Source organism: Fundidesulfovibrio terrae (genome assembly GCF_022808915.1).
Classification (GTDB): domain Bacteria; phylum Desulfobacterota; class Desulfovibrionia; order Desulfovibrionales; family Desulfovibrionaceae; genus Fundidesulfovibrio; species Fundidesulfovibrio terrae.
The window spans coordinates 59,757-85,619 of sequence record NZ_JAKZFS010000006.1 but is presented as its reverse complement, the minus strand read 5'-3'; the positions used below and the strand labels follow the sequence as shown (position 1 = coordinate 85,619).

At 65.7% G+C, this 25,863-nt stretch carries 18 protein-coding genes; 3 read left to right on the top strand and 15 right to left on the bottom strand.

Annotation, left to right across the window (positions count from 1 at the left end):
• Positions 1-18: 18 nt before the first annotated feature.
• The 13 genes from ML540_RS16630 to ML540_RS16570 all read right to left on the bottom strand — a co-directional run bounded on the left by ML540_RS16630 (position 19) and on the right by ML540_RS16570 (position 16,058).
• Positions 19-990: a substrate-binding domain-containing protein gene (locus ML540_RS16630; RefSeq protein ID WP_243363995.1), complete on the bottom strand. Its 972-nt coding sequence runs from the start codon at positions 988-990 to the stop codon at positions 19-21.
• 25 nt (positions 991-1,015) lie between these two features.
• Positions 1,016-1,501 carry a cyclic pyranopterin monophosphate synthase MoaC gene (gene moaC / locus ML540_RS16625; RefSeq protein WP_243363979.1) on the bottom strand — a complete coding sequence of 162 codons (486 nt, stop codon included), beginning with the start codon at positions 1,499-1,501 and terminating at the stop codon, positions 1,016-1,018.
• Positions 1,501-2,616, bottom strand: a complete 1,116-nt coding sequence (gene dnaJ / locus ML540_RS16620) for a molecular chaperone DnaJ (protein ID WP_243363977.1) — start codon at positions 2,614-2,616, stop codon at positions 1,501-1,503. The genes moaC and dnaJ overlap by 1 nt, the downstream gene beginning before the upstream one ends.
• 6 nt (positions 2,617-2,622) lie before the next feature.
• A complete protein-coding gene (gene rpoZ / locus ML540_RS16615; RefSeq protein ID WP_243363975.1) occupies positions 2,623-2,847 on the bottom strand; it encodes a DNA-directed RNA polymerase subunit omega in 225 nt (74 codons plus the stop codon).
• A gap of 292 nt (positions 2,848-3,139) precedes the next feature.
• A complete protein-coding gene (locus tag ML540_RS16610; protein ID WP_243363965.1) occupies positions 3,140-3,742 on the bottom strand; it encodes a hypothetical protein in 603 nt (200 codons plus the stop codon).
• Positions 3,743-3,753: 11 nt separating this feature from the next.
• Positions 3,754-3,972: a hypothetical protein gene (locus ML540_RS16605; protein ID WP_243363963.1), complete on the bottom strand. Its 219-nt coding sequence runs from the start codon at positions 3,970-3,972 to the stop codon at positions 3,754-3,756.
• A 50-nt stretch (positions 3,973-4,022) separates the two neighbouring features.
• The gene (locus ML540_RS16600; RefSeq protein ID WP_243363961.1) at positions 4,023-5,978 is read right to left on the bottom strand and encodes an OPT/YSL family transporter; all 1,956 of its coding nucleotides are present in this window, start codon (positions 5,976-5,978) and stop codon (positions 4,023-4,025) included.
• Positions 5,979-5,999: 21 nt separating this feature from the next.
• Positions 6,000-7,979 carry a DUF6785 family protein gene (locus ML540_RS16595; RefSeq protein WP_243363959.1) on the bottom strand — a complete coding sequence of 660 codons (1,980 nt, stop codon included), beginning with the start codon at positions 7,977-7,979 and terminating at the stop codon, positions 6,000-6,002.
• Positions 7,980-8,074: 95 nt separating this feature from the next.
• Positions 8,075-12,877 carry an FtsX-like permease family protein gene (locus ML540_RS16590; protein ID WP_243363957.1) on the bottom strand — a complete coding sequence of 1,601 codons (4,803 nt, stop codon included), beginning with the start codon at positions 12,875-12,877 and terminating at the stop codon, positions 8,075-8,077.
• A 256-nt stretch (positions 12,878-13,133) separates the two neighbouring features.
• A complete protein-coding gene (locus tag ML540_RS16585; protein ID WP_243363955.1) occupies positions 13,134-13,874 on the bottom strand; it encodes an ABC transporter ATP-binding protein in 741 nt (246 codons plus the stop codon).
• A gap of 3 nt (positions 13,875-13,877) precedes the next feature.
• The gene (locus tag ML540_RS16580) at positions 13,878-14,612 is read right to left on the bottom strand and encodes an ABC transporter permease (RefSeq protein ID WP_243363952.1); all 735 of its coding nucleotides are present in this window, start codon (positions 14,610-14,612) and stop codon (positions 13,878-13,880) included.
• Positions 14,613-14,688: 76 nt separating this feature from the next.
• Positions 14,689-15,207, bottom strand: coding sequence for a hypothetical protein (locus tag ML540_RS16575; protein ID WP_243363950.1), 519 nt, complete (start codon positions 15,205-15,207; stop codon positions 14,689-14,691).
• On the bottom strand, positions 15,198-16,058 hold the full coding sequence (locus ML540_RS16570) for an RluA family pseudouridine synthase (RefSeq protein WP_243363948.1): 861 nt from the start codon (positions 16,056-16,058) through the stop codon (positions 15,198-15,200). The genes ML540_RS16575 and ML540_RS16570 overlap by 10 nt, the downstream gene beginning before the upstream one ends.
• Positions 16,059-16,110: 52 nt before the next feature.
• Between ML540_RS16570 and ML540_RS16565 the strand changes: the two genes are divergently transcribed.
• Positions 16,111-18,501, top strand: coding sequence for an AsmA family protein (locus ML540_RS16565; protein WP_243363946.1), 2,391 nt, complete (start codon positions 16,111-16,113; stop codon positions 18,499-18,501).
• An 88-nt stretch (positions 18,502-18,589) separates the two neighbouring features.
• Here the strand turns inward: ML540_RS16565 and ML540_RS16560 are convergent, their stop codons facing one another.
• Positions 18,590-18,919, bottom strand: a complete 330-nt coding sequence (locus tag ML540_RS16560) for a hypothetical protein (RefSeq protein ID WP_243363943.1) — start codon at positions 18,917-18,919, stop codon at positions 18,590-18,592.
• A 193-nt stretch (positions 18,920-19,112) separates the two neighbouring features.
• On the opposite strand from ML540_RS16560, the gene ML540_RS16555 reads away from it, so the two are divergent.
• Together ML540_RS16555 and ML540_RS17985 are read left to right on the top strand one after the other, a co-directional pair.
• Positions 19,113-22,304 carry a UvrD-helicase domain-containing protein gene (locus tag ML540_RS16555; protein ID WP_243363941.1) on the top strand — a complete coding sequence of 1,064 codons (3,192 nt, stop codon included), beginning with the start codon at positions 19,113-19,115 and terminating at the stop codon, positions 22,302-22,304.
• Positions 22,301-25,255 carry a PD-(D/E)XK nuclease family protein gene (locus tag ML540_RS17985; RefSeq protein ID WP_243363939.1) on the top strand — a complete coding sequence of 985 codons (2,955 nt, stop codon included), beginning with the start codon at positions 22,301-22,303 and terminating at the stop codon, positions 25,253-25,255. Before ML540_RS16555 ends, ML540_RS17985 begins: the two co-directional genes overlap by 4 nt.
• Positions 25,256-25,261: 6 nt before the next feature.
• Here the strand turns inward: ML540_RS17985 and ML540_RS16545 are convergent, their stop codons facing one another.
• Entirely contained in the window at positions 25,262-25,861 is a 600-nt protein-coding gene (locus ML540_RS16545; RefSeq protein WP_243363928.1) for a class IV adenylate cyclase, read from the bottom strand.
• Between the last annotated feature and the right edge of the window lie 2 nt (positions 25,862-25,863).

Genomic DNA, 25,863 nt, shown 5'->3' with positions numbered 1-25,863 from the left:
GTCCGGCCCGGTCCAGGTTCATTGCGGCGCGTCCAGATCGAGCTCCCGCCAGAAGTCGGGATATTCCAGGCGCGCGAAACCGGCAGGAGGATAGATTTCCCGGGCACGGGCCTGATAGAATTCCAGGAAAGCCCTTGCCGCCGGACGAGGGGCTCCTTCGGGCGTCAAGGTCGCGGCGATGCCCCCTCCGAATCGCTCTGCACCGTCCACGGGGATCGACTCGAAGATATCCGGGTAAGTCCTCTGGTAGTGCTCGGCGAGGTGCCTGAAGATGATCCCAGCGTCGGCCAGGTTCTGCGACAGGGCAAAAGGCACGTCGCGGTGCTGAATGCCGAGCCTGCCGGGAAACGCCGACACTTCTCCTCCTAGGATGCCCTCCACTGTTTCGGTCCCGCCCAGTTCCCGGACAGCGTCCAGATAGCTGTTGCGCGCTCCGGGCTCGCCCGGCGTGGCCAGGATGACGCGACATCCCTTGCCGCTCAAATCCTGGAGGCTGGCGATTCCAAGATGATTTCCGGCCCTCACCAGAATCGCCAATCCCTTGTTTCTGGCGAAAAGATGCGCCGTGGCCTCCACCTTCCCCGCAGCCCGGAGTTTGCTCAAGGGGAGCGGCCCGCCCATGACGATATCCGGGTAGATGCCCCGCCCCGGAGCCACCGGTATGACTGCCGAACCAACCCCCAACCCGCCGGCAACGATGGCCTCCACAATCATGGGTTGGGGAAGCGTGACGAGCACGATGTTCTCCAGGCGGAGGTTTGTGTATTCCGGTTTTGTTGTGCACCACGCCCTGAACTCTTCCAAGGCCGCCGGAACCAGCACCATGTAATGGTTGCCCTCGGTGAAAATCGTCAGATCGGCATCCGGCCCGATGCGTCCCACGATGTCGGGCAGGGTGTCGGTATGGCCGCGCAGCCAGGGAATTGAGGAATCGGCGGGAGCGGGCCCGGGCCACTGAAACAGTACGGGGGAAGGAGAACTGGGCGACACGGCGTCACCTCCGGGAATCTGGGGATCAGCCGGCGCGAAACTCCCCGCTCTTGCCGCCGGACTTGTACGTGAGCCGCACGCGCTCGATGACGATGTCCTTCTGAACGGCCTTGCACATGTCGTATAAAGTGAGCGCGGCCACGCTGGCCGCGGTCATGGCTTCCATCTCCACGCCGGTCTTGGCCGTGAGGCGCGCTTCGGCCTCGATGCGCACACTGTGCGCGGCTTCGTCCAGCTCGAAGCGCACGTCCACGGAGTCCAGCCCCAGGGGATGGCACAGGGGGATCAAATCGGAGGTCTTCTTGGCGGCCATGATCCCGGCGATGCGGGCGCAGGCGAAGGCGTCGCCCTTGGGCATGCCCTCGCCCGTGAGCAGCCGGTAGGTCTTCTCGGAAAGGCGCACCACGGCTTCGGCCACGGCCACACGGGTGGAGGGGGCCTTTGCGCCCACGTCCACCATGCGCGCCTGGCCCTTGTCGTCCAGGTGGGTGAAGCCTTCGTTTGCGGGCATCAGGAGCCCATGGCCGCGTCTTTGGCCTTCTTGAAGAAGTTCTTCACCTTCTTGAGGGGCTTGTCCTCCTCAAGCTTGGCGAACTCGCGCAGGAGTTCCTCCTGCTTCTTGGACAGGCTCTTGGGCGTCACCACGATGACCTCCACCAGGAGGTCGCCCCGCTGGGTGCGGCCCGGATGGGGCAGGCCCATGCCGCGCAGTGAAAACACCTCGCCGGACTGGGTGCCCTTGGGGATTTCCATGGTTTCCTCGCCCTCCAGGGTGGGCACCTTGACCTTGTCGCCCAGAGCGGCCTGCACCATGCTGATTTCCATGGAGTAGACGAGATCCTGTCCCTGGCGGCGGAAGGTCTTGTCCTCCTCCACGTGGATGATCACGTAGAGGTCGCCCGGAGGCCCGCCGTGCAAGCCCGGCTCGCCCTCGCCGCGCAGGCGCAAGCGCGATCCGTCGTCGACTCCGGCGGGGATGCGCACCTTGAGTTCGCGCACGTCGGGAATCTGGCCCCGGCCCTTGCAGCGCGGGCACGGGTTGGGGATGACGGTGCCCTCTCCCCGGCAGACCGGACAGGTGACGGCGATGCGGAAGAAGCCCTGGTTCTGGTGCACCTGGCCCGCGCCGCCGCACTGGCGGCAGGTCTCGGGCTTGGAGCCCGGGGCCGCGCCGCTTCCGTCGCACTCGGGGCAGGCGACTGGCTTGGGAATCTTGAGCGTGGTCTCGGCGCCCATGGCGGCGTCGCGGAAGGCGACGCGCAGGTCGTAGCGCAGGTCGTTGCCGGCCTGGGGCCTGGGGCCGCGGCCGCGCGCTGCGCCGAATCCGAAGAATTCCCCGAAGATGTCGGAGAAGGTGCTGAAGATGTCTTCGGCGTTGGAGAACCCGCCGAACCCGGTGTCGCCCAGGCCCTGGTGGCCGAAGCGGTCATATCGGGCGCGCTTCTGGGGGTCGCGCAGCACCTCGTAGGCTTCGGCCGCGTCCTTGAACTTGGACTCGGATTCGGCGTCGCCGGGGTTGCGGTCAGGATGGTACTTGAAGGCCATCTGGCGATAGGCCTTCTTGATCTCGTCCTCGCCCGCGTCCCGGGCCACGCCCAGAACTTCGTAATAATCGGCTTTGGTCATGAAGAATTACTGTTTGTCGGGAGCGTAAATGCCCGCTTCCTCAATGGATTCTGCGGGCAGCACCTTGCCCCCGGCGATTTCGCGCAGGGAGGTGACGATTTCCTTGTTGCGGCACTCCACCAGGGGGTCGTAGCCCTCGCGGAACTGGTGGACCCTCTTGATGGCCATCTGAACGATCATGAAACGGTTGTTGATGCGCTCGAGGCAATCTTCGACGGTTATGCGGGCCATGGTGTCCTCTTGAAAAACGCCGGGGCGTGTGATCGCCAACCGGCTCGATTTGATGAATAATCAGGTATCGCGCTGCGTCAAGGGGCGAATTTTCGACTCACCCGCGAAGACGGAACAGAACTTTTTAGTCGATGCGGGGCAAAGGGTCAAGGCGTGCGCGCCGTCTCAGTCAGGCGTTGATGATGGTTTCGAGGTGACGACCAAATGTATGGTTTGGAGCCTCGCTTGGGTCGTTTCAGCGTGATGGCAAGCCCAATCACTCTCATCTAGGTAGCTCCAGCGAGGGCCATGCTCACCCTGCGGGATTATCCAACTTTTTCAGAAGCTCGGGATTCTTTTCAAAAAGAAGTGTCACAAGAAGCGCCTTGAGCTCATCCTCGGACTTATCCTTGGCCTCTTTTAGCATGGACTCGAGTTTCCCCATCTCATCCGGGGAAAGATAGTCACACAAGAGCTTTTCAAGCTCCTCCGCGCTTTTTGCGAGATAACTCCTCTTGAGAGCGAGATGGCGTTCATTGAGGCCCGTGGTGATATGCAGATAGCAAAAAGCCCGGACCCTGTCGGCTACGTTCTGCAAGCCGACGGAAAACGCGGAATTAGCTTGCAGCCATGGGGTATTGAACTTGATGCCGGCTTGTAGGGCCAAGGGAATCCCCAGACCTAGCCCGAAAGCCCATGACCAAGGATGCTGGCTGATCACGCCCTGTTCATTCAGGATGACCGATACACAAAAAGTCACCGCGACGTAAAAGGCAACATAAATCCAGTACCAAAACTCCCGAACCAACTTCATTACAAAGTCCCTGGGGACAGGGAACGCGGAAAGGATATCGACCATAGCCAACACAGTGGTCACACCGCAAGCGACGATATAGTGCTCGTAGGTGAAGTTCATGGCATTGCGAATTACAGGCTTTTAAGCCCTTTGAACGTAGCGGAGACGGTGCCGCCGAAATCGGGATTGCGCCCGCCCTCGAGGGATATGAGCCCTTCTGCCTTCAATTCCTCCAGCAGATCGTCAAGTTCTTTGGAGGTGATGAAGGCCTTGGCCTGGATTTCCATACGGCTTAACGTCGGATGTTCTCGGAGAATGCTCCGGACAAGTTCTTTGGGGTCTTGCTGCATGGTTCTATCCTCATCATTTGAGGTCAATGTTACGCGCAGTTTGAATCTCGTCAATACGCCAGTTTCCCCAGGCTCTTCAATATAAGCGTGCAGCCCATGGCGAACATGCCCGTGAGCCCCATGCCGCAGGAGAACCCGGCCAACAGCACCGGCGCGTACTGACGCCACATCTTCCCGTATTTCTTGTGGAAATAATAACGCCCCAGAAACGCGCCGATCACCTCGAGCACCAGCCCATGGGGGATGTGCTGGCCCAGGCCCCGCACGATGCCGTACACCAGAAGCACCGGCAGGCCGAAGGCGTTGAGCGCCGCGTAGGTGACGAGCCCGAGCCCCAGGCCCGCCCCAAGGTAGCTCCCGTTCAGGGCCTGGAAGAAGAGCGAGTTGCCCTCAAGGGTGGATGTCTGCATGAGCAGGCTGTTGAGCGCCTGGAGGTGCCACAACTGCTGGGCGTAGGGATAGGCGGCCGAGGGCAGCGGGGCCAGCTGCCAGATGAACTGCGAGAAGAGCAGGCTTGCGATCATCACCACGGGGAACACCACGAATTCGGCCTTGATGACCCCGCGCAGGCTGGTTCCGGTGAGCTCGATCTCGCGGAAGTCCACGGTGGCCTTGCCGTAGTTGTGGATGGGGATGGGCGCGTACCAGATCTCGATGCCATGGTAGCCGAAGAATTTCGCCCCCGCGATGAAGCTCGCCTCGCGTACCAGCGGCAGGCTCACGAACTGGCCCGCGATGCCCTCCATGCGTGCGGTGATGTAGGAGATCACCGGCGTGTACACGAAGCCGTAGAGCACGAAGAATATCCACGGGAAGTCCGGCACCAGCCACAGGCAGAAAAGCACGTAGGACAGCGTGGAGACCACGTAGATGGCTATGGACACCCAGAAATTGATGTCGCCCCGGCTGGGGTGGCTCCTGAACACCTCGCGGTAGTCCACCCCGCCCGCGCCCTTGCGCAGGCTCTTCGCCACCTGCCAGATGCCGATGACGCCGATGGCCAGGCCCAGGCCCAGGCCGAAACTCAGGTAGAAGTCGAAGTTGTTGGCGAACACCGTGTCCACGGTGCCCATGCCCTTGTGCCAGCGGTGCAGGACGCCGTGCTCGTAGAGGATGGGGTTGGCGATGAAGGTGATGATCTGCCCGATGAGCCCGCCGATCACCGCCCAGAACGGCAGCACCATGCCCGTGAACACCAGCCCCAGGTCCAGCTGCAGGCCCGTGGCCACGGCGGGCATCACATCCTCGGTATGCCGGGTGAGATCGATCCAGGGAATGGGGATCAGGCGCACCGGTTCCGTGAAGATGAGCCCCGAGAGCACCGGAAAGAGCACGTAAACCGATCCGAACAGGATGCCGATCACCCCGCCGATGGAGAATACCCGCCATTTCCAGCCGGTCTTGCGCTCCTCGGCCGATTCGGCCAGGGCCATGGTGCCCAGCGCCCCCACCGGGGCCATGGGGAACGGCAGCTTCTCCACGTCGGAGGTGATGCGGTACAGGGCGTAGCCCAGCCCGAAATGGTCCACCCGCTGCACGATCTGCGAGCCGACGAGCAGCAGGATGGGCATGAGCCAGTCGCGGTGCAGGAAGGTCCTCTCCACGAACGACTGCGACCCCATGGCCGGGGCCACCCAGGAGGGGATGTACTCCGTGAGCCCGAGCATCTTGGCCGCGTCGGACTGGACGAGGTACTGGTTCCACAAAAGCCCCTGGAAGGGCGAGTGCATGGCCGCTCCGGCCATGTAATAGAGCAGGAAGACCTCCTGCTGCTTGAGGTCGGTGTAGGCGCGCTTGGCGATTTCGGCGAAGAGGATGATGGTCACCCAGCGCGCGGCCGGGCCGATCCCAGCGCCGATCACCAGGTTCAGGTACATGGAGCCCGGCATCATCAAAAAGCCGATGAAGATGGCTCCGGCGATGGTCTTCCAGTCGAACCCCTCCTCGAAATGGGCCGGGGCTTCCAGAAGATCGCGGTATTCCTTGAGTTCCTTGTCGTCGTACATGTCACCCGCCTGCGACGCCCGTCACGAGGGCAGCACCTGGTAGCTCTGGCCCATGTAAAGGCCCACCACGGCGAACGCGCCGCCCATGAGGAAATCCCCCAGTATGAGGCCGATGAAGAACATCCGCACCCTGCGGAACAGTTCGATGCCGCCGTAGCGCAGGGTCACGTGGTTGCACAGCCAGCCCAAAAAGAAGCTGAACCACAGGATGCGCATGGCCGAGCTGTACATGGTCAGGTAGCCCACCGGATGCAGCGGCCACCAGTAGAAACGCTGGAAGCACAGCACCAGGGCGAGCATCACCGCCGCGCCCACCGAGGCGAAGATAACGATCCAGGTGTTGGGCCCCGAGGGTGCGTCCAGGAGCTTGCTCGACTCCTCGTATATCCGCAGCACCGAGGATACCTCCCACTCGGCCTGCAAGTCGCGCACGCCAACCTTGTGGCACAAGGCCAGCATGGCCACGAAGGAAGCCACCACGCCAACGCCCAACGCCAGGCAGATCCCGAAGAAATAGAGCCTCTTGCGGGACACCGGCTCGCCCACCTTGGCCGCGTGCAGAAGCGAGGGCATGAGCGACTCGCGCAGGTCCAGGAACTGCACCTTCTGCATGATCACGCCCATGATCAGCCCGGCGTTGGTGAAGAAACCCGAACCGAACAGGGACAGCAGGCCGTCGGTAGGCGCGGCGGTCAGGGTGAAGTAGGCGATGCCGCCCTGGCAGATAACCCGGGTGGCAACCAGCAGCACGACGAAGAACACTCCCAGAAGCAGCATGGACACCAGAAGCGGCATGCCGAACATCCGGCACCAGGCCGTGAGCCCGAGTCCGCCCAGCACCAGCCCCCAGAAAGCCAGGCGGGAGGAGAACCATTCCGACTCCCGGGCCGGAGCGGGCCGGGTGCTGAAGGCCGAACGCAGCACGTCCTTGAGGTGGTCCCTGGAGAGCCAGACGATGAACAGGAAGAACACGCCATAGGCCCCGACCATCTGGGTCTCCTCGGCCATGGTCAGGGTGGGGCCGAAAGTGACGCCCAGGGCCGACGGGGGCACCTGGTAGCCAACCATGGACAGGATGCCCGTCAAGAATCCGCCCATGATGAAGAAGGCCCAGAAGGACAGCGATATCTGGCGCGAGGTCAGGAAGGCGAAGCCGATGTAGGCCGGGATGAAATAGAGCTTCAGCTTGGTGAAGCCGGAAAACAGGCCGGTCTTGGCGAAATACGGCCCGGCCAGCAGCACCGTTGGCACCTGGGGGATGGTGGGGATGTACACCGAAAGCCCGTTGACCAGGTGCAGCGCCACGGGGACCAGCAGCCCGGCCAGCAGGAAGCGGTCGGAAAAGAATCCCCCCACTCGGCCCCCCTGGAAGGACTCCTCCATGATGTAGGGCAGGCGCAGGAGCGGGAAGTTCATGCGCTCGTTTACGATCCACTGCCTGCTGAAGAGGTTCACCAGGCAGATCATCACCAGGAAGCACAAAAGGATGAATACGCCCCATGCGGCCATGGGACCGGCCCAGGCGCTCCAGGGGATGTTCTGAAGTATCTCCAGCCAGGAGAGCCTGCGCCCGCCAGGCAGGCCGTTGTAGAGAAGATCCACGGCCTTGGAGTCGGTGACGGTCCACCCCCCGGGGATGAGCGGGGCCAGGGTTTCGGACCAGCGGTTGCCCGAGGAGGCGAAGTGCTCCACAGCGGTGAGGTTGATGAGGAGCGTGCGCATGAGCCCGGTGTAGGCGATGCCCGAGACCACCACGGCCAGCATCCAGGTGGTCAGGAGCTCCGCGCCGCTGAGCAGCGGGCCGGACCGGGTGATGCGCGCGATGAGGGCCACAAGCACGGTGAGGCACGTAAGCAGGATGAAGGGGGCCAGGGGGAAATGCCCGCCCCCCAGCGGCGTGGCCGCCAGGTACATGTTGTTGTAGGGCGTGGCCAAACACAGGAGCGCACCGGAGAGCACCCCCAGAATGATCGCGCGTGGCCGTATCGGACTGTGTTCCATGCTCGTCTCGCGCCTTCTGTCTTATCGCCGCCCGTCAGCCGGGCCGCCAATGCCGCGCCCACCGGGGGCGGCGGCCGCCGATCGCCCGACCGTCATCAGGGCGGCCCCGCGGCTTCGGGGTTTTTCATGCTGGTGTCCACGCTGGCCTCGTAGGAGGTGCGCCGCTCCTCGTCCAGGGAGCGCCACACCAGCATCTGCTTGCGCAAGTCGTCCAGGAAGCCCTTGTTGAGGCGCTTCCACATGCCCGCCTCGCCCGCCTCGCGGGTCAGCTCCACATTGATCTCCAGGTATCCCGGATGCCACATGGCGGGCGAAAAGGTAATGGTCACCTGCTGGTTGATGCCGAAATCGAAGGGCGCCAGCCACACCTTGGCCATGATGCGCAGGCACGAGTCCAGCGAACAGAACTCGCCGTGCAGCTCGCCCGGATGCGGCCCGGCGCCCGGGGCCTTCCAGGGGCAGACGAAATCCTGCCGGACCTCGGCCGTGGAAAACAGTCCGTGCGACACATCATGATGCGCCTTGTAATACTCCAGCAAAAAACCGCCCGCACAGTCCTGCTCGCGGATATGCATGAGGAAGGGCAAGGTGGCCTTGATGGTGTTTCCCTGGGGCTCAGGCAAGGTCCAGGAGCGGTTCACGTCCGGGATGGCGATGTTGGCCGCCACGCGCGAGGGATAGATCACTGACACCAGCACCACCAGGATGACCAGCCCCATGGCGGCCACGCCGGAAAGCGAGCTGTAGTTGGCGGTCATGCCCTTCCAGATGGCCGTGCCGGAAAGGACCCCGGCGGCGGTCTGGGCCAGAAGGTAGCCCATCACCGCCGAAAGCACGGCAAACGCCAGGGCCTCGGCGATGAACAGGAAGGAGACGTGGGTGGGGGCCAGGCCCACGGCGGTGTAGACGGCTATCTCGCGTTTGCGCTCGTAGACCGCGCCGATCATGGTGGAGAGCACGATGAGCATGGCTATGGCCAGGGGCACGATGATGTTCGGCACCCCGGCGTAGTTGATGGTGTCGGACGACTGGAGCACGAAGGTGCCGCCCGGCAGCCCGGCGTAGATGGTCAGGCCGAAGCGGTCGGCCAGCTTGTCGGCCAGGTCCTGGGCGGCGTTGGCCGTCACGGCCAGGCTTTTCAGCTGCCCCCCCAGGCTCATCACCGTCTCGTAGGGCAGGATGGCCACCTGCTCGCCCTGCACGTGCTGGTAGCGGCCCTGGTAGCTGACGACATCCTCGCCGGACTCCATGGCCTCCTTTTCCGTGTCCGTGACTTCCACGGCGGTCTCGCTGGGGAAGGTCACGGGGGTCAGCGTTTCGCCGTCCAGGTCGGTGAACTGGTCGAGCTCCTTGCCCGCGAAGAGCCCCACGACCTCGTAGGGCTCGCCCCAGATGGTCACCTTGGATCCGGGGCCCGCGCCGAGACGCTTGGCCATTGCTTCGGGGAGGATCACCGCCCTGCGCTCCCCCTCCGCGAACCAGCGTCCGGCGGTGAGGATGCGGTTCATGCCGCTGACCTTCGGTTCGGCGAAGGACAGGCCCATGACGCCCTGCACGGTTTCGTGTTTGGCGGGCCCAATCACCTGGGTGACGAAGGGGCTCACCCGGTCCCTGGATTCGATCACGGCGCGGGGCGCGGCCTGCCCTTGCCCGGCCTGGTCCGAGAGGACGTTCTCCGCCTCAACCGGCAGGGTCTTCCAGCCAATGTTTTTCAGCAGCACGCCCTGGTAGTTGCTTGTCGGCGAGAACTTCACCGCGTGGTCCACCCGGGCGCTGCGCACGGAGGTGAAGCTCATGATGGTGAAGGTGAGGATGACCAGAGTGGCGCAGGTGAGCGAGGTCCTGATCTTGCGGCGGCGCAGGTTGGTGACGCCGATGGCGAAGGAGGCGGCGAACGCCTTGAGCTTGCCGATCTCCGAAGCCTTGACGTGCTTGGCCCGGCGCTGCAGCTCCTCCATCTCCTGCTCGAAGCGCATGATGATGATGAAGCCCACGATTACGGCCAGCCCGATGATGAAGAAGGCCAGGATGACCACCATGGGGCTGTAGGTGAGCTTGAAGGCCGGGTGGACGTTGTAGATGATCGCGATGACCGTGGTCAGGATGCCCAGGAATCCCAGGATCCGTTTGTGGATGTCGGTGAAGGCGAAGACCAGGCGCTCCAGGCAGTAGGCGAAGGGGATGAACAGGGCGATGTAGAAGAGCACGCCCATGAGCACGTCCTTCTGGGTCTTCTCCACGTCGTTGTAGACCCGCGCGGCGAAGGCCCAGGAGGCCCGCGCCTGGGACAGGGCCTCGTCGTAACGTTTTTCTCCCTTGAGTTCGGACGCCTTGGCCAGCATTCCCTTGCCGGTCTCAAGCATCTCCCGCAGGCGTTCGTTGTAGATGCCGTGGTCCTCGAGATTCTTCACCCTCGGGGTCAACAGGTCCCACATGTCGCTGGCCGCGTGGTATTCGGTCCAGGGCAGGAGGGGCCATTTCTCCACGGAATAGCCGGTGCCGTCCGGGTGCTCGGGGGTGGAGTCCAACAGGATCATCTTCCGGGCCAGTACCGTGTCCGAGAGGATGAGCTTGTAGGTGGCGGAAGGCTCCAGGAAGAGGCTGAACATGGTGGAGTTGAGGGTGTCCAGCCGGGAGAACCAGTAGCGCGCGGGCTCGGCCTCGCGCCTGCCGTCGAGAAGCTCCACCTTGGTGAAATACCGGAAGGTGCGCGGGTCGAACATGGAGAACAGCGTGCTCTGGCGGCAGGAGAACATGACCAGGTCGGTCTCCGAGGCCAGGCGGCGCAGGCGCACGCGGTAGGCATCCTTGCCGGTCTGCTTCTTGTCCACGGCCCAGATGGCCTCGCCGTTTTTGCGCGCGAAGCGGTAGCCCTCGATGATGGCCTTGTCCAGCACGTTCCGGGAATCGGCCAGTCCGGCCACCCGGAACGTGCCGTCGGAACCGGCCATGGCCAGGTAGCGGCTGTCGCCCTGGTAGACGAGCATCACCGTGCCCGAGGCGGCCCTGTCCGGGAAGAGTTCTCCCTGGCGGATGAACTTGGCCCGCCCTGTCAGCGTGGCGAAACCGTTTCGCGGGGGATTGTCCGGGGCCTCGAAACCGCTACCGGCCAGGGCCGACACCAGCCCGCAGGCCAGCTCGCCCTGGCGGGCAAGGTTCTCGCGGTCCACCAGCTCGGGGATGTCGCTGGGCGTGCCCCACAAGAAGCGCCCGTCGTTGACCGTGGCCAGGCTGACGCCCAGAAAGCCGGCCAGCGCCGACACCTCGCCGCCCAGTTGGGGATTATCCAGGAAATAACTGCGCCAGGGTCGGGTGCGGTCCGTCCGCAGGCCGTTGACGAAGCGCAGGTCGTCCTTGGGGTAGCCCAGGGCGCGGGCCTTGTCGGTCAGAAAACCCGAAAGCCCGGAATAGGACTGCACCCGGTTGACCTCTGGCTTAAGCGCGTAGAGCCATCCGTCGCTTACCGCCCCTACCCCGTCGCCGTGGCTGGAGATGTGCAGGGAGACCGCCACCGCGATGTCCGCGTCGCCGGCGAGCTGGCGCAGGTCGCGGGAGGATTCCACCGCGGCCAGTTGGCGCTTGGCGTCGGCTTCCATGTCCTCGTAGCGTTCGCGCACGCCGGGCAACAGCCCGCGCATGAGCGTCGCCTCTTCCTCGCTAAGACCTGTGAAATTGCCGCGCCAACTCAAACCCCGGAGCACCGCGCGGCGCGCCGTGAGCGCGGCCAGTTCCTGTTCTTGGCTGCCCTCCCCGCCCAGGCGCAGACGCATGAGCCGGGTGGTCACGGAGTCCACTTCATCTTTGAGGGCCGTCTCCAGGGCCGGGCCCAGCAGCGGGTCGTCCAGGGCTGCATCCGGCTTGCCCAGGGCGGCCAGCACGGCGGAGGCGTTCTCGGCCCTGTCGGCGTACTCCTTGCGGATGGTGCGCAGCTCCTTGCCCTTGGCCCGGAAGGCCGCCAGGAAATCGCGCCACCCGGCCAGGGACTGGGCATGCCCGGCAGTGGCCGCAAGCAGCACGGAGCGCTTGGGACGCTCGGCCTGGAGTTTCGTCGCAAGCCGAGCCAGCACCGCCATGGACGAGGCTTCGTCCGCGCCGGGAGAAAGGCCCGGAATGTACGCCTGGCTGTCGTAGAAGGCTTCCACCAGGAGGATCTGCTTGGACAGGGCCGGGTCCGAGCCCTCCACGAACAGATAAACGTTGTCGGCCAGCTTGGGCTTCCAGACGGCCTCGGCCGAAAGCCGCGCCGTGGAGCCAATGAGCCCCGAGAGTTCCCGCGCCGCCGTCTGGGCGTCCAGGTAGTACCTGGGGAACAGGGCCGGGGTGAGCTCCTGCTTGTCCTGGAACATGGCGCGGCTGGCCGGCTTGCCGCCGATGCGCCGGTCCACGTAGACCACGGCGCGCGCGCCCAGGAGGGCCGCGTTCATCCAGTTCTTGCCGGAATCCAGGTCCATGAGCACGATGGCCCCGGCCACGTCCTTGCCGTTGAAGTCGGAGACCTCGCCGGGCCCCGCGTCGATGAGCACGCCTTCGATGTCGTCGGCGGCGGCAGGGGTGAGCACGTTCAGATCGGCCGGGCGCAGGGCCGCGCACTTGGAGCCCACGGTGAGCGAACAACGGCCGTACTGCTTGGTTGGGACCACGAACCGCTGGCGGCCCGCCGTGCCCAGGTCCAGGCTCTCGAACCACGCCTGGATGACGCCGGCTGCCGTGGCAGCCCCTTCCGAACCCGTTGAGCGGTCGCCCAGGGAAGCCAGGACGGTTACGGGATCCCGCCCGAAAGCCTCCACGAGCGCGGGGTCAGCCTTGGGCGCGGCGTTCTTGTCCTTCTTGGCCATGCACGGAGACGCGCACAGCACCGAAAGGGCCAGGAGCCACGCCAGGGCGGCCAGGCGCTTCACGGGCAGGCCCGCCCTGGCCCGGAGTCGCAACCGGCGGGCATGATGCCCGCGCGCGGGGTCATGGTGCGCAAACAAGCGCTGGCTCGGGCTGCTTGCCTGAAAGAGGAACCGCCTGAGAACATTTTCCTCATGTATCGCTTTAAATAAGTTGGTACACGCGACGGGGCCTGGACAGGGGAGGCCTCACCAGGCCTTAGAGACTGGTCCCTTTGGAATCCCCCATAATTATTACAGCATGGCTCTGGGGCGGAGGACATCAGTATTCCTTGGCCCCGATGTCGCCCAGGGTGATCTTGAGCTGGTCGCGCTCCTCGATCTTGTCGATGCGGCCGTCGCGTATCCACACCACCCGGTCGGAGACGTTGAGCATCTTGTAATCGTGAGTGGCCGAGATGATGGTCACGCCCCGGTCGCGGCTCAGGCTTTTGAGCAGGGTGATGATCTCCTCGCCGGTGGTCAGGTCCAGGTTGCCGGTGGGTTCGTCGGCCAGCACGATGGCCGGATTGTTGGCCAGGGAGCGGGCGATGGCCACGCGTTGCTGCTGCCCGCCGGAGAGTTCCATGGGCCTGTGGGCGTGGCGCTCGCGAAGCCCTACGAGACCGAGCAGGCCAAGGCCGCGCTCGGCGGCCTCGTCCTCGGGCACGCCCGCGAAGGTCATGGGCAGGGTGACGTTTTCCAGGGCGGTCATCACCTGGATGAGGTTGAACGTCTGGAAAATGTAGCCGATCTTGCGGTTCCGGAGCCAGGCCAGCTCGTAGGCGTCCAACTGGGCGATGTCCACCTCGTCGATGAACACCTTGCCCGTGGTGGGCTTGTCCAGGCCGCCGATCATGTTGAACAGCGTGGACTTGCCCGAGCCCGACGGCCCCATGATGGACAGGTACTCCCCCGAGTGGATGGACAGGTCCACTCCCTTGAGGGCCTGGACCGTGAGCCTGCCAAGCTCGAATGACTTGGTGACGCCCGATACGCGGACTATGCTGTGCTTCTCAGCCATGGTTCATTCCTCGGCCCGCATGGCCGCCACCGGAGGCATCCGGGAGGCCACCAGCGCCGGATAGGATACCCCGATCAGGCTCAGGACGAAGCCCACCAGGACCGACCAGCCCACGCTCGACGCGGCGTCGGCCAGGTGCAGATGATAGAGCGCCGGCAGGCCGAAGCGCAGAACCCCGGCCAGAAGCCCCACAAGGCCGCCGATCACCGCCCCGGCCAGGGCCCCGGCCAGCCCCTGCATGCCCGCCTCCAGGAGGAACAAGCGCAGCACGAAGCTGTCCAGCGCGCCCAGGCACTTCATGGTGCCGATCTCGCGGAAGCGTTCAGTCACCGCCATGAGCTGGGCGTTGACGATGCCCACCGCGCACACCAGGAGCGACAGGATGACGATCCAGCGGTCCTTGGCGCTGGAGGCAACCTCGTAGCTGCCGGGATAGCGCCCTGGAGCCAGGTCGAACCCGGCCTTGACCAGGTCGGTCTGCAGCGACGGATCCCCCGAGGCCAGAAGCCCCATGGCCACGTCGTGCCCGAGCAGGGTGAAGGCCAGGAAGGCCACGGCCAGCACCAGGCTCATGACGGTGATGAGCGAGCGGAAGAAGCGCACCCTGAGGCTTTTGACGCTGATCTCGAATGATTTGCCGAACGGCAGCACTACCTGCCGGGCCAAGCGGCCGGAAGCCGCGCTGGTCGCGTCGCCCAGGGTCTCGAAGGGACGGTGGCTGGCGGGTGAGTCGTTCATTCGGGTATGCGTCCGATGTGCGTGGGATTCCGATTATTTGACCATGTAGACCATATCCGGCCAAATGGAAAGCCTCTCACTCTCCCACACGCTCTCCCATGAGGCCGCGCAGGTTCTTCCAGGTCTCCTCGTCGAGCTCCTTGACCTTGTCCGAATACGTCTTGAAGTCCCCTTCCAACCGCTCGCGCTCGGCCTGGTCCGAGGCCCGGCGCGAGGCGATGAGCGCGGTCAGGGCGAAGCTCTCGTAAACCTTGGCCAGCCGGTAGTTGCGCTCCTTCTCCGGATAGCGGGACGGGTTCGCCTGATAGACCTCAAGGGCCTTGTCGTTGTCGGCCCGGGCCGAAGCGTAGTCGCGCAGCACCAGGTACACCGCGTTGCGGGTGAGATAGCTCTGATAGTCGTCCGGCGACTGGGCCACCAGCTCGTCGGCCGCCACCAGCGCCGCCTTGGGCTTGCCCGCATCCAGGAACTCCATGACCTGGAGCTCTTTGCCTGAAGGCTCCTTCTTGCCGGAACCGCCAAACATGGAACAGCCGCCGAGGGCCAGCGACAGGGCCAGCACCGCCAGGACGGCAGGGATCGGGGTCATCCGCATGTGTTTTCCTCCGTTATTTTCTCAACCAAAACTTGAACTTCTTCCCAGGCCGGAGGGGCCGTGACGCTAAAGCCCGGCAACGAGACCCTCCAGTGGTGCAGCCGAAGCGAGGCCGCCTGCGGCCCTCCGTAGAGCGCGTCCCCGGCGATGGGGTGCCCGGCGTGGGCCAGATGGGCGCGTATCTGGTGGCGCGCCCCCTTGGATATACGGGCTTCCACCAGGGTCAGCCCCCCCTGTTCCGCCACGGGCCGGACCAGGGTCCAGCGCAGGCGGTCGGGGGTTTCATTGCCCGGAACGCGCACAGTGGATCCGCCCTCGGTATCAAGCGCCCAGGAAAGCGTCAGCTCTCCCGCGACCCGGCCCAGGACCAGTGCCAGATAACGCTTGTCCACCTGCCCTGCGTCCTCCATCTCGCGAAAACGCATGGCCGCCTCGTCGCCTACGGCCCCCAGCACGATGCCCGAGGTGTCGCGGTCCAGGCGGTTGACCAGCCTGACGGACAGATCCGGCGCGATGTCCGGCAGAAGGGCCTCCAGGCTCGGCTCGAAGGAGCCGCAGACCGCGGCGGTGTGCAGCCCCGGCGGCTTGAAGAAGGCGGCATAGTCACGGCAGGCAGCGAGCAGGCGCGGCATCTCCCCGGGGGCGCTCCACTCTTCCTCCATCACTTCGACGGTCTGGCCGGGCCGGAGCTTGTATCCGCCCGTCCGCGCCGATCCGCCCACGGTGGCGGCCCCGCGCTCGACCAGCCGCCGGGCCGCGCGCAGGCTCACCCCGGCGGACTCTGACACGAACCGGTCCAGGCGCGCCCCCGCGTTGTCGTCCCCCACGGGAAAGGCTTTTTTGTTTGTCATGACCACGCCCGAGGTTTATAGGACAATCTGAACCATTCCAAGGAGCGAATGCATGAACCGTCCCCTGAAATTAGTCCTTTTCATCGCCGGGGGCCTGGTCGCGGTGATGGCAGGACTCTTCGCGCTGGGCCTGTCCCTGGACCCCAACATGTTCAAGGGCCAGATCGTGAAGACCCTCAAGGCCACCACCGGGCTCGAGACCTCCTTCGACGGCCCCATCAAGGTGACCTACTTCCCCTCCGTGGGCGTTCAACTCAACCAGGTGACGGTGAACGCACCCAAGGAGTCCGGCGGCGCGCGCCTCCTCAAGCTCGGCCGGGCCGAGGTTTCGGTGAAGCTCATGCCGCTCATCTCCGGCAGGATCGAGGCGGGCGAGATGACCTTCGACGCCCTGGACGTCTCGGTCACGCGCGACGAAAAGGGCCGGCTCAACCTGCCCACGCCTCCGGTGAAGGAGGTTAAGCTCGAAGGCGAGAAGGTGGTCGTCATCACCCAGTCCGACGAACGCTACGCCATCGACTACCAGGTCCAGGACGTGAAGATCACCAATTCCCGTTTCAGTTTCGACGACCGAATGACCAAGAACACCTTCGCGGTCACGGATCTGAACCTGTCCACGGGCAGCGTGATCCGGGGCAAGAGCTTTCCGGTGAAGCTGGCCTTCAACTACCAGGCGGCCTCCCCGGACGCGTCCGGGCGGGTGGAGCTCTCGGGCCAGGCCATGGCCATCCCCGAGGCCCTGCGCTTCTCCTTCGAGAACGCCAGCATAACCAGCAGCGTGGCCGGCAAGGGCCTGCCGGTGAATTCCGCCCAGGCCTCGTATACCGGTTCCATCACCGTGGACGGAACGGCCAAGACGTTCCAGGCCAAAGGGATCAAACTCTCCGCCACGGGCAAGGGCGGCGTGCTGCCCGACGCGGGAGCCGGTTTCTCCCTGGCCCTTGACGCCGCCGCCGACTTAACCGCGGGCAAGGCCGACCTGACCGGGCTCACTCTGGACGTAATGGGCTTTGGCCTCACGGGCGAGGTCCACGCCACGAACCTCAACCAGAACCAGGCGGCCAAGGTGACCGCCGCCATGGCCACCAACGAGTTCAACCCCAAACAGGTGCTGGAGAAGTTCGGTGTGAACATCCAGGACGCGGGCACGGCCAAGGCGCGTTTCAAGGCCGCCGCGGATATGGGCGCGGGGGTGGCCGACCTCACGGACGTCTCCGTGCAGGCCCTGGGAGTGGACATCACGAGCGAAGTCCACGCCACGAACATCACCGGCGTCCCGGACGTGAAGGGCAAGGTGTCCCTGGCCCAGTGCAATCCCCGCCAGATCATGGCCAAGCTGGGCCAGCCCCTGCCCGCCTCCGCCGACCCGGCGGCCCTGACCCGCTTCCAGATGGCCTACGACTTCGAAGGCCATGGCGAGCGCTTCGCACTGCACACCTCCGTGCTCAAGCTCGACGACACCTCCATGAGCCTCACGGCCACCGTGGAGAACGCCCCCAAGCCCAAGGTGAACTTCGCCTTCAAGGCCGACACCCTGGACGCGGACCGCTACACGCCCACGCAGGGGGAATCCAAGGCGGCCCACGCCGGGCCCAAGGACACCAAGCAGCAAAAGCCAGTGGACATCCCGGCCGACGTGACCGGAACGGTGGAGATCGGCAAGCTCAAGGCCGCCAAGCTGCACATGCAGAACGTCAGCGCGAAGCTCGCCGTGAAGGACAACATCCTGGACGTGAACCCGGCCCAGCTGGCTCTGTACCAGGGGGCGCTCAAGGCCACCCTGCGCACCGACCTGCGCGGCGGCGCAGGCGCGCCTCTTGCCGCCACGGTCAACGCCGACGGCATCCAGGTGGAGCCGCTGCTCACCGACATGCAGGGCAAGGCCAAGCTTTCCGGGCGGGCCACCCTGAACGCCTCGGTGACGGGCAAGGGCCAGGAGGTCAAGCAGGTGCTCTCCACGTTGAACGGCAAGGCGTCCTTCGCGGTGCGTAACGGAGCGTTGCTCGGCTTCGACTTCTCGCCTGACGTGTTCTCATCTCCGGAGAAACTCATGGCCCAGGGCAAGGGGCAGGCCCGCACGCCCTTCGAGGTAGCCAGCGGCAGCTTTTCCATCGCCAACGGCGTCGCTGGCGGCAACGACCTGCTGGTCGTGATTCCTCCGCACAGGATCACGGGACAGGGCTGGGTGAACCTGGCCTCCGAGACGCTCGATTACAAGGTGCAGGCCAGCTTCGTGAAGCTGCCGCCCATCCCGGTGCACCTGACGGGGAACCTCGCCTCGCCCAACGTCTCCGTTGACGCGGCGGCCGTGGCCACGGGAGTGGCAAAGGGCGTGGTGGACACCGTGGTGAAGACGCCCCAGGGGGTGCTCAGCGTGCCCGGAAGCGTGGGCAAGGGCGCCCTGGACGCGGTGGGCAACATCCTCGGCGGCTCCAAGAAATAGGTCCCGCGACGCAACGAAAAAGGGGGGCACGGGCCCCCCCTTTTTGTCGTCATGCGTGACATCGATCGGAATTTTCTCAACCGATACTTTAATGATAGATGTGCGGCTTGATGGTCCAGTGCTCTCCGGGAACGCGCACCAGGTGCAGCCCCTTGCCGGAATCGGCGCAGAGCACCAGCTCCCCGGATGCCTCAACCCAGTAGGCGCTGATCTTCGGCTCCTCCTCCGGGCTCGCGGCCTGCTTGAGGATGTTCATGGCCAGCTCGTGCATGGTGTTGACCACCGTCTCGGAGACAAAAAGATCGTCGAAATCCACCTCGTTCAATGACATTTCCCCGATGCCCAGACCCTTGGCTACTCGCCGGGCCAGCTCGGGACGGGCAAGGGACTGGGGCTGTGCGTGCTGCCTGCCGTGCATGATCCGCCTCCTTGCGAACGATTCTGAGTTCGATCAGCAAATCCCATGCCGTGCTCATTCTATCTGGGTTTCCCCCCTCCAATGCTACAATTATGTCACGAACAGTTACCATTTCGTACTCCCCGCCGATGATTGCCCAAGCGCCGGGAAGGGTTTACAACCCCTTTACCACATCCTTCCAAACAAAGCCACGATGATCGAACAACTCCACGCCTCCGCCGGATCGGGCAAAACCTACCGCCTCACCCGGCGCTTCCTGAATCTGCTCATGCTAAGCGGCAGCCCCGCTCCCGCCTGCGGGCCGGTTCCCGGCCAGGGGTACGGCCCGGAGAGCATCCTGGCCATCACTTTCACCAACAAGGCCGCCGCCGAGATGAAGGAGCGCGTGCTCACGTCGCTCAAATCCCTGGCCCTGGGCCTGCCCGACCCGGACTTCTCCGGCCGCGCCGACCGCGACACCGCCCGGGCCTGGCTGGAGCGCACGCTCAAGCATTTCCAGACGCTGAACATCCGCACCATCGACAGCCTGCTCAACCAGCTGGCCCGTCTGTTCGCGCTGGAACTGGGCCTGCCCCCGGATTTCGAGACCAGCCTGGACGAAGACATGGTCTTCGAGGCCCTGTTCGACGCCGTGACCGCCGAGGTTCCCGGCCAGGAGCAGGGGCTTTCCCCGCTGGTTGACCGCATGACCGACGCGCTCACGCTCATCGATGGGGCCGACGGGTTCTGGCTGGCCGTACGCGTGGAATCGCGGCTCAGGGAAGTCTTCGCCCACCTGCTGGAGAGCGGCCCGGCCGCCCCCTGCGACGAGGCCGCGCTGCACGCCGAGGCTCAGGTGCTTGGCTCCGCCCTGACGGCCTCGGCCCGGGCCGTGCGAGACGGCGTCGCGGCCTGCGGCGCGCGTCCGGTGGCCAATTTCGCTTCCCTGCTGGAGACGCTCTGCCAGCCGCTGAGCCTCAAAGCGATCCCGGAGTCGGTCTACGCCCGCAAAGCCGGCATCGACGAATGTCTGACCAAGGATTCCCGCCACCATTCAAGCCCCGGCCTGGAAGCCCTCTACCAGGCGCTGCGCGAGGATTACGCCCGGGCCAGGTCGCGCGGGCCGCTCATCGCCCGAGCCCTCTCCTGGCTTCCGTTCCTGGAGTTCGGGTCGCTTCTCATGAAGGCCTTCGATGCCTACCGCGGGGACAAGGCCGTGGCCCTGCTCTCTCAGTTGCCGGGCGATGTGGCCCGGCTGCTGGCCGAGACGGGCGGCGTGTCCGAGGCGTTCTGCCGCCTGGGCTCGCGCCTCAACCACCTGCTCATCGACGAATTCCAGGACACCAGCCTGAGCCAGTGGGCGGTGCTCTCCCAACTAGCCCAGGAATGCCTCTCCAAGGCGGGTTCGCTCTTCTACGTGGGCGACGTGAAGCAGGCCATATACGGCTGGCGCGGCGGCGAGGCCGAACTGTTCCGGGCCGCGGCCCGCGAACCGGAGCTTGCCGCCATCTGTCCCGATCCCCAGGTGGACACCTTGAGCCGGAACTGGCGAAGCGCCCCCGAGATCGTGGATTTCAACAACCGCTTCTTCTCCACCCTGGAATCGCCCGGGACAAGCCGCCTCGTCTCGGAAACCCTCATGCCCGACGCCCCGGAGGCCGTGCGCGAGGCCCTGGGCGAAAACCTACGACGGTCCTTTGCCGGGGCGGCCCAGGAACTTCCCCCCGGACGCGAAAGCTCCGGCGGTTTCGTGAGCGTAAGCCGCCTCGCCGGGGACAACCCGGCTGACTACTTCGACAACGCCCGCGCCGCCCTGGCCGAACTCTTCCAGAAGGACCTGCTCAAGCGCCGCGACCCTTCCGAGATCGCCGTTCTCACCCGCACCAACCGGGAGGCGGCCATGGCCGCCGAATGGCTGGTGGACCTGGACATCCCCGTGGTCACGGAAAACAGCCTGCGCCTGGCCGACCATCCGGTCGTCCGGGGGGCGGTCTCGTTCCTGGCTTTCCTGGACTATCCCCCGGACAACATGGCCCTGTGGGGCTTTCTGTCCTGCCGGGAACTGTTCTGCCGCTCCCAGGGCGTGTCCATGCAGGCCCTGTCGGACTGGCTGGCGGCGCAGTCCAAGGGACCGCTCTACCGCAAGTTTCAGCGGGACTTTCCCGACGCGTGGCAGCGCCTGATCGAGCCATTCCTCAAGGGAGCCGGACCAGCCGGACCTTACGACCTGGTACAGGAGCTCTTCGGCTCCTGCCGGGTGTTCGAGGCGTATCCCGACGACGAGGTTTTCCTGCGCCGTTTCCTGGAGCTCATCCACAACGCCGAAACCCAGGGCTTCGGCTCGCTGTCGTCGTTCCTGGAATTCTGGCGCGACAAGGGCCGGGAGGAAAAGATTCCCCAGCCGGAAGACTCCAGGGCCGTGCGGGTGCTCACCATCCACAAGGCCAAGGGGCTCGAGTTCCCGGTGGCCGTTGCCCCCTTCCATCTTTTCCCGCCGCGCAGGCCCTCGGGGCTGGCCCGGATGGACTCGCCGGACGGCACGGGCCTCACCGCGCCCATGTGCAAGGAACTGGGCGAGGTCTACCACCGGCAGATGGCCAAGGACTTCTTCGAGCAGGTCAACCTGCTCTATGTGGCCTGGACGCGCCCCGAGGAGGAACTGCACCTCTTCTTGCCCGCGCACTCCAAGCTGGCGAACCGCTTCCCCCTGGCCCGGGCCGCCGAACTCATGTTCCAGGGCGCGGGCATCACCCTGGACGAGTCCGGCGCGACCTTCGGCCGCCGCCCGCCCAGCCAGGCGGAGTTGGTGTCCCCTCCCCCGGCCCGGCCCGAGGGCGCCGAGGCCCCGGAGCAGGCCGCCCCCTTGAGCGCCAGCGCCCCCTTGGAATGGCTGCCTGGGCTCAAGATCGCCCGCCGGGAGCTTAACGATCCGTCTGAGCGCCTGCGCATGAACGAACGCAAACGGGGCATCGTGCTGCACAAGGCCCTGGAGATACTCGAGCCGGGCGGGTCCGTCCCGGACGCGGTGCGCCGGGCCATGGCCGCCTGCGCAGCCGGCTGCGGAACCGACGCGGACGCCGTGGCCCTGGAACTTGCCTCTGGCCTGGAATGGCTGGCCGCCCAGGAGTTCTTCCCCCAGTGCCAGCACCTGGGACTCCGCGAGGTGGAGCTGCTGGACGCCGACGGCCGGGTGCACCGCCCCGACCTGCTGGCCTTCACCCCCACCCAGACCTTGGTGCTGGACTACAAGACGGGCCGCGAGGACCCGGCCCACCACGACCAGCTGCGCCGCTACCTGGACCTGGCCAGCCAGCTGCCCCAGGCGGCCGGACAGCCCCTGCGCGGCCTCATCGCCTACGTGGACCTCCAGACGGTACGCGAAGTTTCTTATGGAGCCGCCCTGTGAACCCCATCACCGTCATCCCCTGGGACCGAGACTTCCTCACGGGCCTGGCCACGCAGCTCCTGGAACGCTTCCAGGGCCGTTTCGAGCGCCTCATCGTCCTGTTCCCGCACAGAAGGCCCCGGCGCTACCTCCTGGACAAGCTGGCCTCGGACGAGCGCTTGGCCAAGCCCTGCATCCTGCCGCGCATCCTCTCCATCGACGAGCTTTTCGCGGAGCTGGCCGGACGCCTCACGGATTCGCCCTTGCGTCCCCTGTCGGAACTGGACCGCGTGGGGATGCTGCACGCGGTGGTGAAACGCATCGGCGCGGGGCTGCGCGGGCCGGGCAACCCCTTCCCCGCCGAGGTGAAGGACTTCTTCCCCTGGGGGCTCAAGCTCTCGGCGCTTCTCGAGGAACTCTTCCAGCAGGACGTCACCGCCTCCAACCTGGACCACGTGCAGGACATGGTCATGCCCACGGCCGCCGCGCTCCTGGGCAGCCTCAAGGCCATCCAGAAGGCCTACCGCGAGGAGCTTCTGGCCACGGGAGCGAGCACGCCCGGGCTTACGCGTTCCCTGGTGGCCGCCGACGCCGCCCGCGCGGTGGAGCTTCTCGGGGACCGGCAGGTGCTTGCCTGCGGCTTCCACGCCCTCACAGGCGGCGAGGAGGCGCTTTTCAAGCCCCTGTGGCGCAAGAACCTGGTGGAAATCCTCTGGCACACCGACCCGGCCGTGGCCACTCCGGGCGAGACGCCCCACTGGTCCTGCGAGGAGCACCTGCGCTGGCTGAAAAGCTGGAAGGCCAAGGCCCAGCTGGCCTCGGACGAAAAACGCTCGCCCCTGCCCTCCTGGCGCACCCGCACGGACCAGTTCAGCCTGTTCACTGCGGCCCAGGCCCCCGAGCCGCCCCGGCGCGCCAAGATCACCTTCCACCAGGGCTTCGACCTGCACTCCCAGCTCATGGCCCTGCGCCGTGAGCTGGACGCAAGCGCGGACACGGCCGGGTACGCAGTGGTGCTGCCGGACACCAGCATGCTCATGCCCGTGCTGCACCATTTGCCCCGGCGCGACGTCAACGTGTCCATGGGCTTTCCCATGTGGCGCTCGCCGCTTTTCAAGCTCATCGACACCATCCTGCGCCTGCAGGACGGGCGCATGCCCGGAGGTTACCACTGGCGCGAGGTCATCGCTCTCTTGCGCCATCCGCTGGTGAAGCTCCTGCGCATCGGCGAGGAAACACCGCTGCGCACGCTCTTCCACGACTGGGAGGCGGCCATCCGCCGGGGCGAGAAGTACGTGGACCCCGCGGCCTGGTCGCCCAACGAGGCCGACCCGGCGGCCGAGGAACTGCGTCTCAAGGTGGTGCGCGCCTGCTTCACCCGCTTCGAGAACGCCACCACGCCCCGGGCCATGGCCAGGGCCCTCATGGGGCTGGCCGAGCTGCTCCTGGACCCCGAGCACTCGGGAGGACGCTGGGAGCGCTTCGTCATAGACGCGGCCTGCCTCTCCGGGCTCATCGACCAGGTGATCCCGGAACTCTACGACAGCGCCGTCAGCCAGGAGGAGTTCCCCCCCGAGGCCGTGCGCTCCATGGCCCGGGAGATGCTGAAACGCCAGCGAGTGCCATTCGAGGCCGACCCGCTGTCCGGCCTCCAGGTGCTCGGCATGCTCGAAACCAGGCTCCTCACCTTCGAACGCGTGTTCATCCTGGGAGCCACCGAGGAGGCCCTGCCCGGCACCCCGCGCCCGGATCCGCTCCTGCCCGACCCTCTGCGCCAAGCCCTGGGCCTGCCCGGCCAGCGCGAGCGCGACCTCACCGCCGCCCACACGTTCTACCGGCTCATCCAGGGCGCCCGCGAGGTGGGCATCCTCTATTCCTCGGGCATCCAGCCCGGGGTTCTGGACGGCAAGAGCCTTCCCAGCCGCTACGTGGAGCAGCTCATCTGGGAGGAGGAGAAGCGCCGGGGGCGGCTCATCAAGCCCGGCGAGGAGCCCCGCCGCCTCATCACCATGCCCATGCGCGGCGTGCACCCGGCCTCGCCCGCCGTCGAGAACACCCGCGCCTGCCGCATGAAGCTGGCCACGCACCTGCGCTACAAGGGCGTCTCCCCCACACTGCTGGACAGCTTCCTGCGCTGCCCCCTGGCCTTCTTCTACAAGTACCTCACTCCTCTCGAGCCGCTGGAGGAGGTGGCCGAGGAAGGCGATCCGCCGGCGCTCGGAGAGCTGGTCCACGAGACGCTGCAGGACTTCTTCAGGCCGCTTCTGGGCAAGCCCGTGGAGGCCGGCGGACTGGACGGCGCGAAGCTCACGCAGATGTTCACGCGCAGGCTCGCCGAGGCCCAGTTCTTCAGGCAGATGCCCGCCCACGCCAGGCGGATGCTCGAGCGCACCGCCCAGCGCCGCCTGGCGGGACTGGTCCGCAACACCCCGCAGTGCACCCCCCTGGAACTGGAGAAGCGCCTGCGGGCCAAGCTTACGGTGGACGGCGAACGCTACGACCTGGGGGGCATCATCGACCGCCTGGACCAGCGCGGGGGCGAGCTGGTCATCCTGGACTACAAGACCGGCCAGCCCAAGAAACCGGCCAAGAAGTTCTGGGACGATCCCGACATCTGGGACGTGGTGGACGCATCCGACACCGCGGCCGGGCTTTCCATGCTGCCGTACCTGTCGGAAAAGCTGGGTTCGATCCAGATGCCCCTGTACCTGCACGCCTTCGCTCAGAGCGAGGGGCGCGAGGCATCGGACGCGGTGTTCGTCTGCCTGGGCAAGGACGGCGAGGAGTCGCCCCTGTTCGGAGCGGAGGCGGATGCGGACGAGCGCGAGGAGCGCATCGGGGAGAAGACCCCCCGGCTGGCCGGATTCATCCTGAAGATGATGCTCGAGACGGAAACGTTCGCGCCGGAGCCCTCGCGGACCTGCGCGTGGTGCGCCTTCAGGCAGGCCTGCGGCGCCGAGCGGGATGAGTAGGCGGCGCTAGTCCGGGATCGGGCAGGCGTTCTGAAGCGCCGCCTTCTGCTTCTCCGTGAAGATGAAGCTGTCCTGGGGCGGCAGCCCCAGCTCCGCCAGGTGCGCCCGGAAGAGGTCGTGGTAGGTCAGGGCGCAGGCCTTGGCCATATCCAGCCCCAGACAGTCCGCCGCCCTGGCGATCATGGCCGGGTCGCCCTCGATCTCCACGAATTCGCCGAAGGGCAAAAGGTCCAGGCACACCAGGGCCTGACCGAGAACCCACTGCTCACGGCACTTCTCGTACCAGAGGGCCTCCTCGTAGCCCAGGCCGTGCAGCACCTCGCGCATGGCCTCGAAATCTCCCACGACGGTCTCCACCTCGTCCATGGCCTTGACCCCGGCCGGAACGGGCTTGTCGGACGGCCGCTTCCAGGTGAGCACGGTCTTGTCCGTCTGGCGCAGGCGCAAGAGGTCGCCGCGCGCCTTGAGGTCGCGACCCGGCGTGTCGAACACCGCGTTGCGTTCGAACCGGCATTCCTTGCGCAAGACCGCGCCCTGGCCTTGCAGGGCGGTCCGAACGGCGGACAGTGACTCCACCGCGAATTTGGCTTCAAGTTCTCTGGGCATGG

Coding starts and splice junctions, on each gene's coding strand:
- moaC (WP_243363979.1), bottom strand. CDS start 1,501: ATGCCCGCAAACGAAGGCTTCACCCACCTGGACGACAAGGGCCAGGCG.
- dnaJ (WP_243363977.1), bottom strand. CDS start 2,616: ATGACCAAAGCCGATTATTACGAAGTTCTGGGCGTGGCCCGGGACGCG.
- rpoZ (WP_243363975.1), bottom strand. CDS start 2,847: ATGGCCCGCATAACCGTCGAAGATTGCCTCGAGCGCATCAACAACCGT.
- ML540_RS16610 (WP_243363965.1), bottom strand. CDS start 3,742: ATGAACTTCACCTACGAGCACTATATCGTCGCTTGCGGTGTGACCACT.
- ML540_RS16605 (WP_243363963.1), bottom strand. CDS start 3,972: ATGCAGCAAGACCCCAAAGAACTTGTCCGGAGCATTCTCCGAGAACAT.
- ML540_RS16600 (WP_243363961.1), bottom strand. CDS start 5,978: ATGTACGACGACAAGGAACTCAAGGAATACCGCGATCTTCTGGAAGCC.
- ML540_RS16595 (WP_243363959.1), bottom strand. CDS start 7,979: ATGGAACACAGTCCGATACGGCCACGCGCGATCATTCTGGGGGTGCTC.
- ML540_RS16585 (WP_243363955.1), bottom strand. CDS start 13,874: ATGGCTGAGAAGCACAGCATAGTCCGCGTATCGGGCGTCACCAAGTCA.
- ML540_RS16580 (WP_243363952.1), bottom strand. CDS start 14,612: ATGAACGACTCACCCGCCAGCCACCGTCCCTTCGAGACCCTGGGCGAC.
- ML540_RS16575 (WP_243363950.1), bottom strand. CDS start 15,207: ATGCGGATGACCCCGATCCCTGCCGTCCTGGCGGTGCTGGCCCTGTCG.
- ML540_RS16570 (WP_243363948.1), bottom strand. CDS start 16,058: ATGACAAACAAAAAAGCCTTTCCCGTGGGGGACGACAACGCGGGGGCG.
- ML540_RS16565 (WP_243363946.1), top strand. CDS start 16,111: ATGAACCGTCCCCTGAAATTAGTCCTTTTCATCGCCGGGGGCCTGGTC.
- ML540_RS16560 (WP_243363943.1), bottom strand. CDS start 18,919: ATGCACGGCAGGCAGCACGCACAGCCCCAGTCCCTTGCCCGTCCCGAG.
- ML540_RS16555 (WP_243363941.1), top strand. CDS start 19,113: ATGATCGAACAACTCCACGCCTCCGCCGGATCGGGCAAAACCTACCGC.
- ML540_RS16545 (WP_243363928.1), bottom strand. CDS start 25,861: ATGCCCAGAGAACTTGAAGCCAAATTCGCGGTGGAGTCACTGTCCGCC.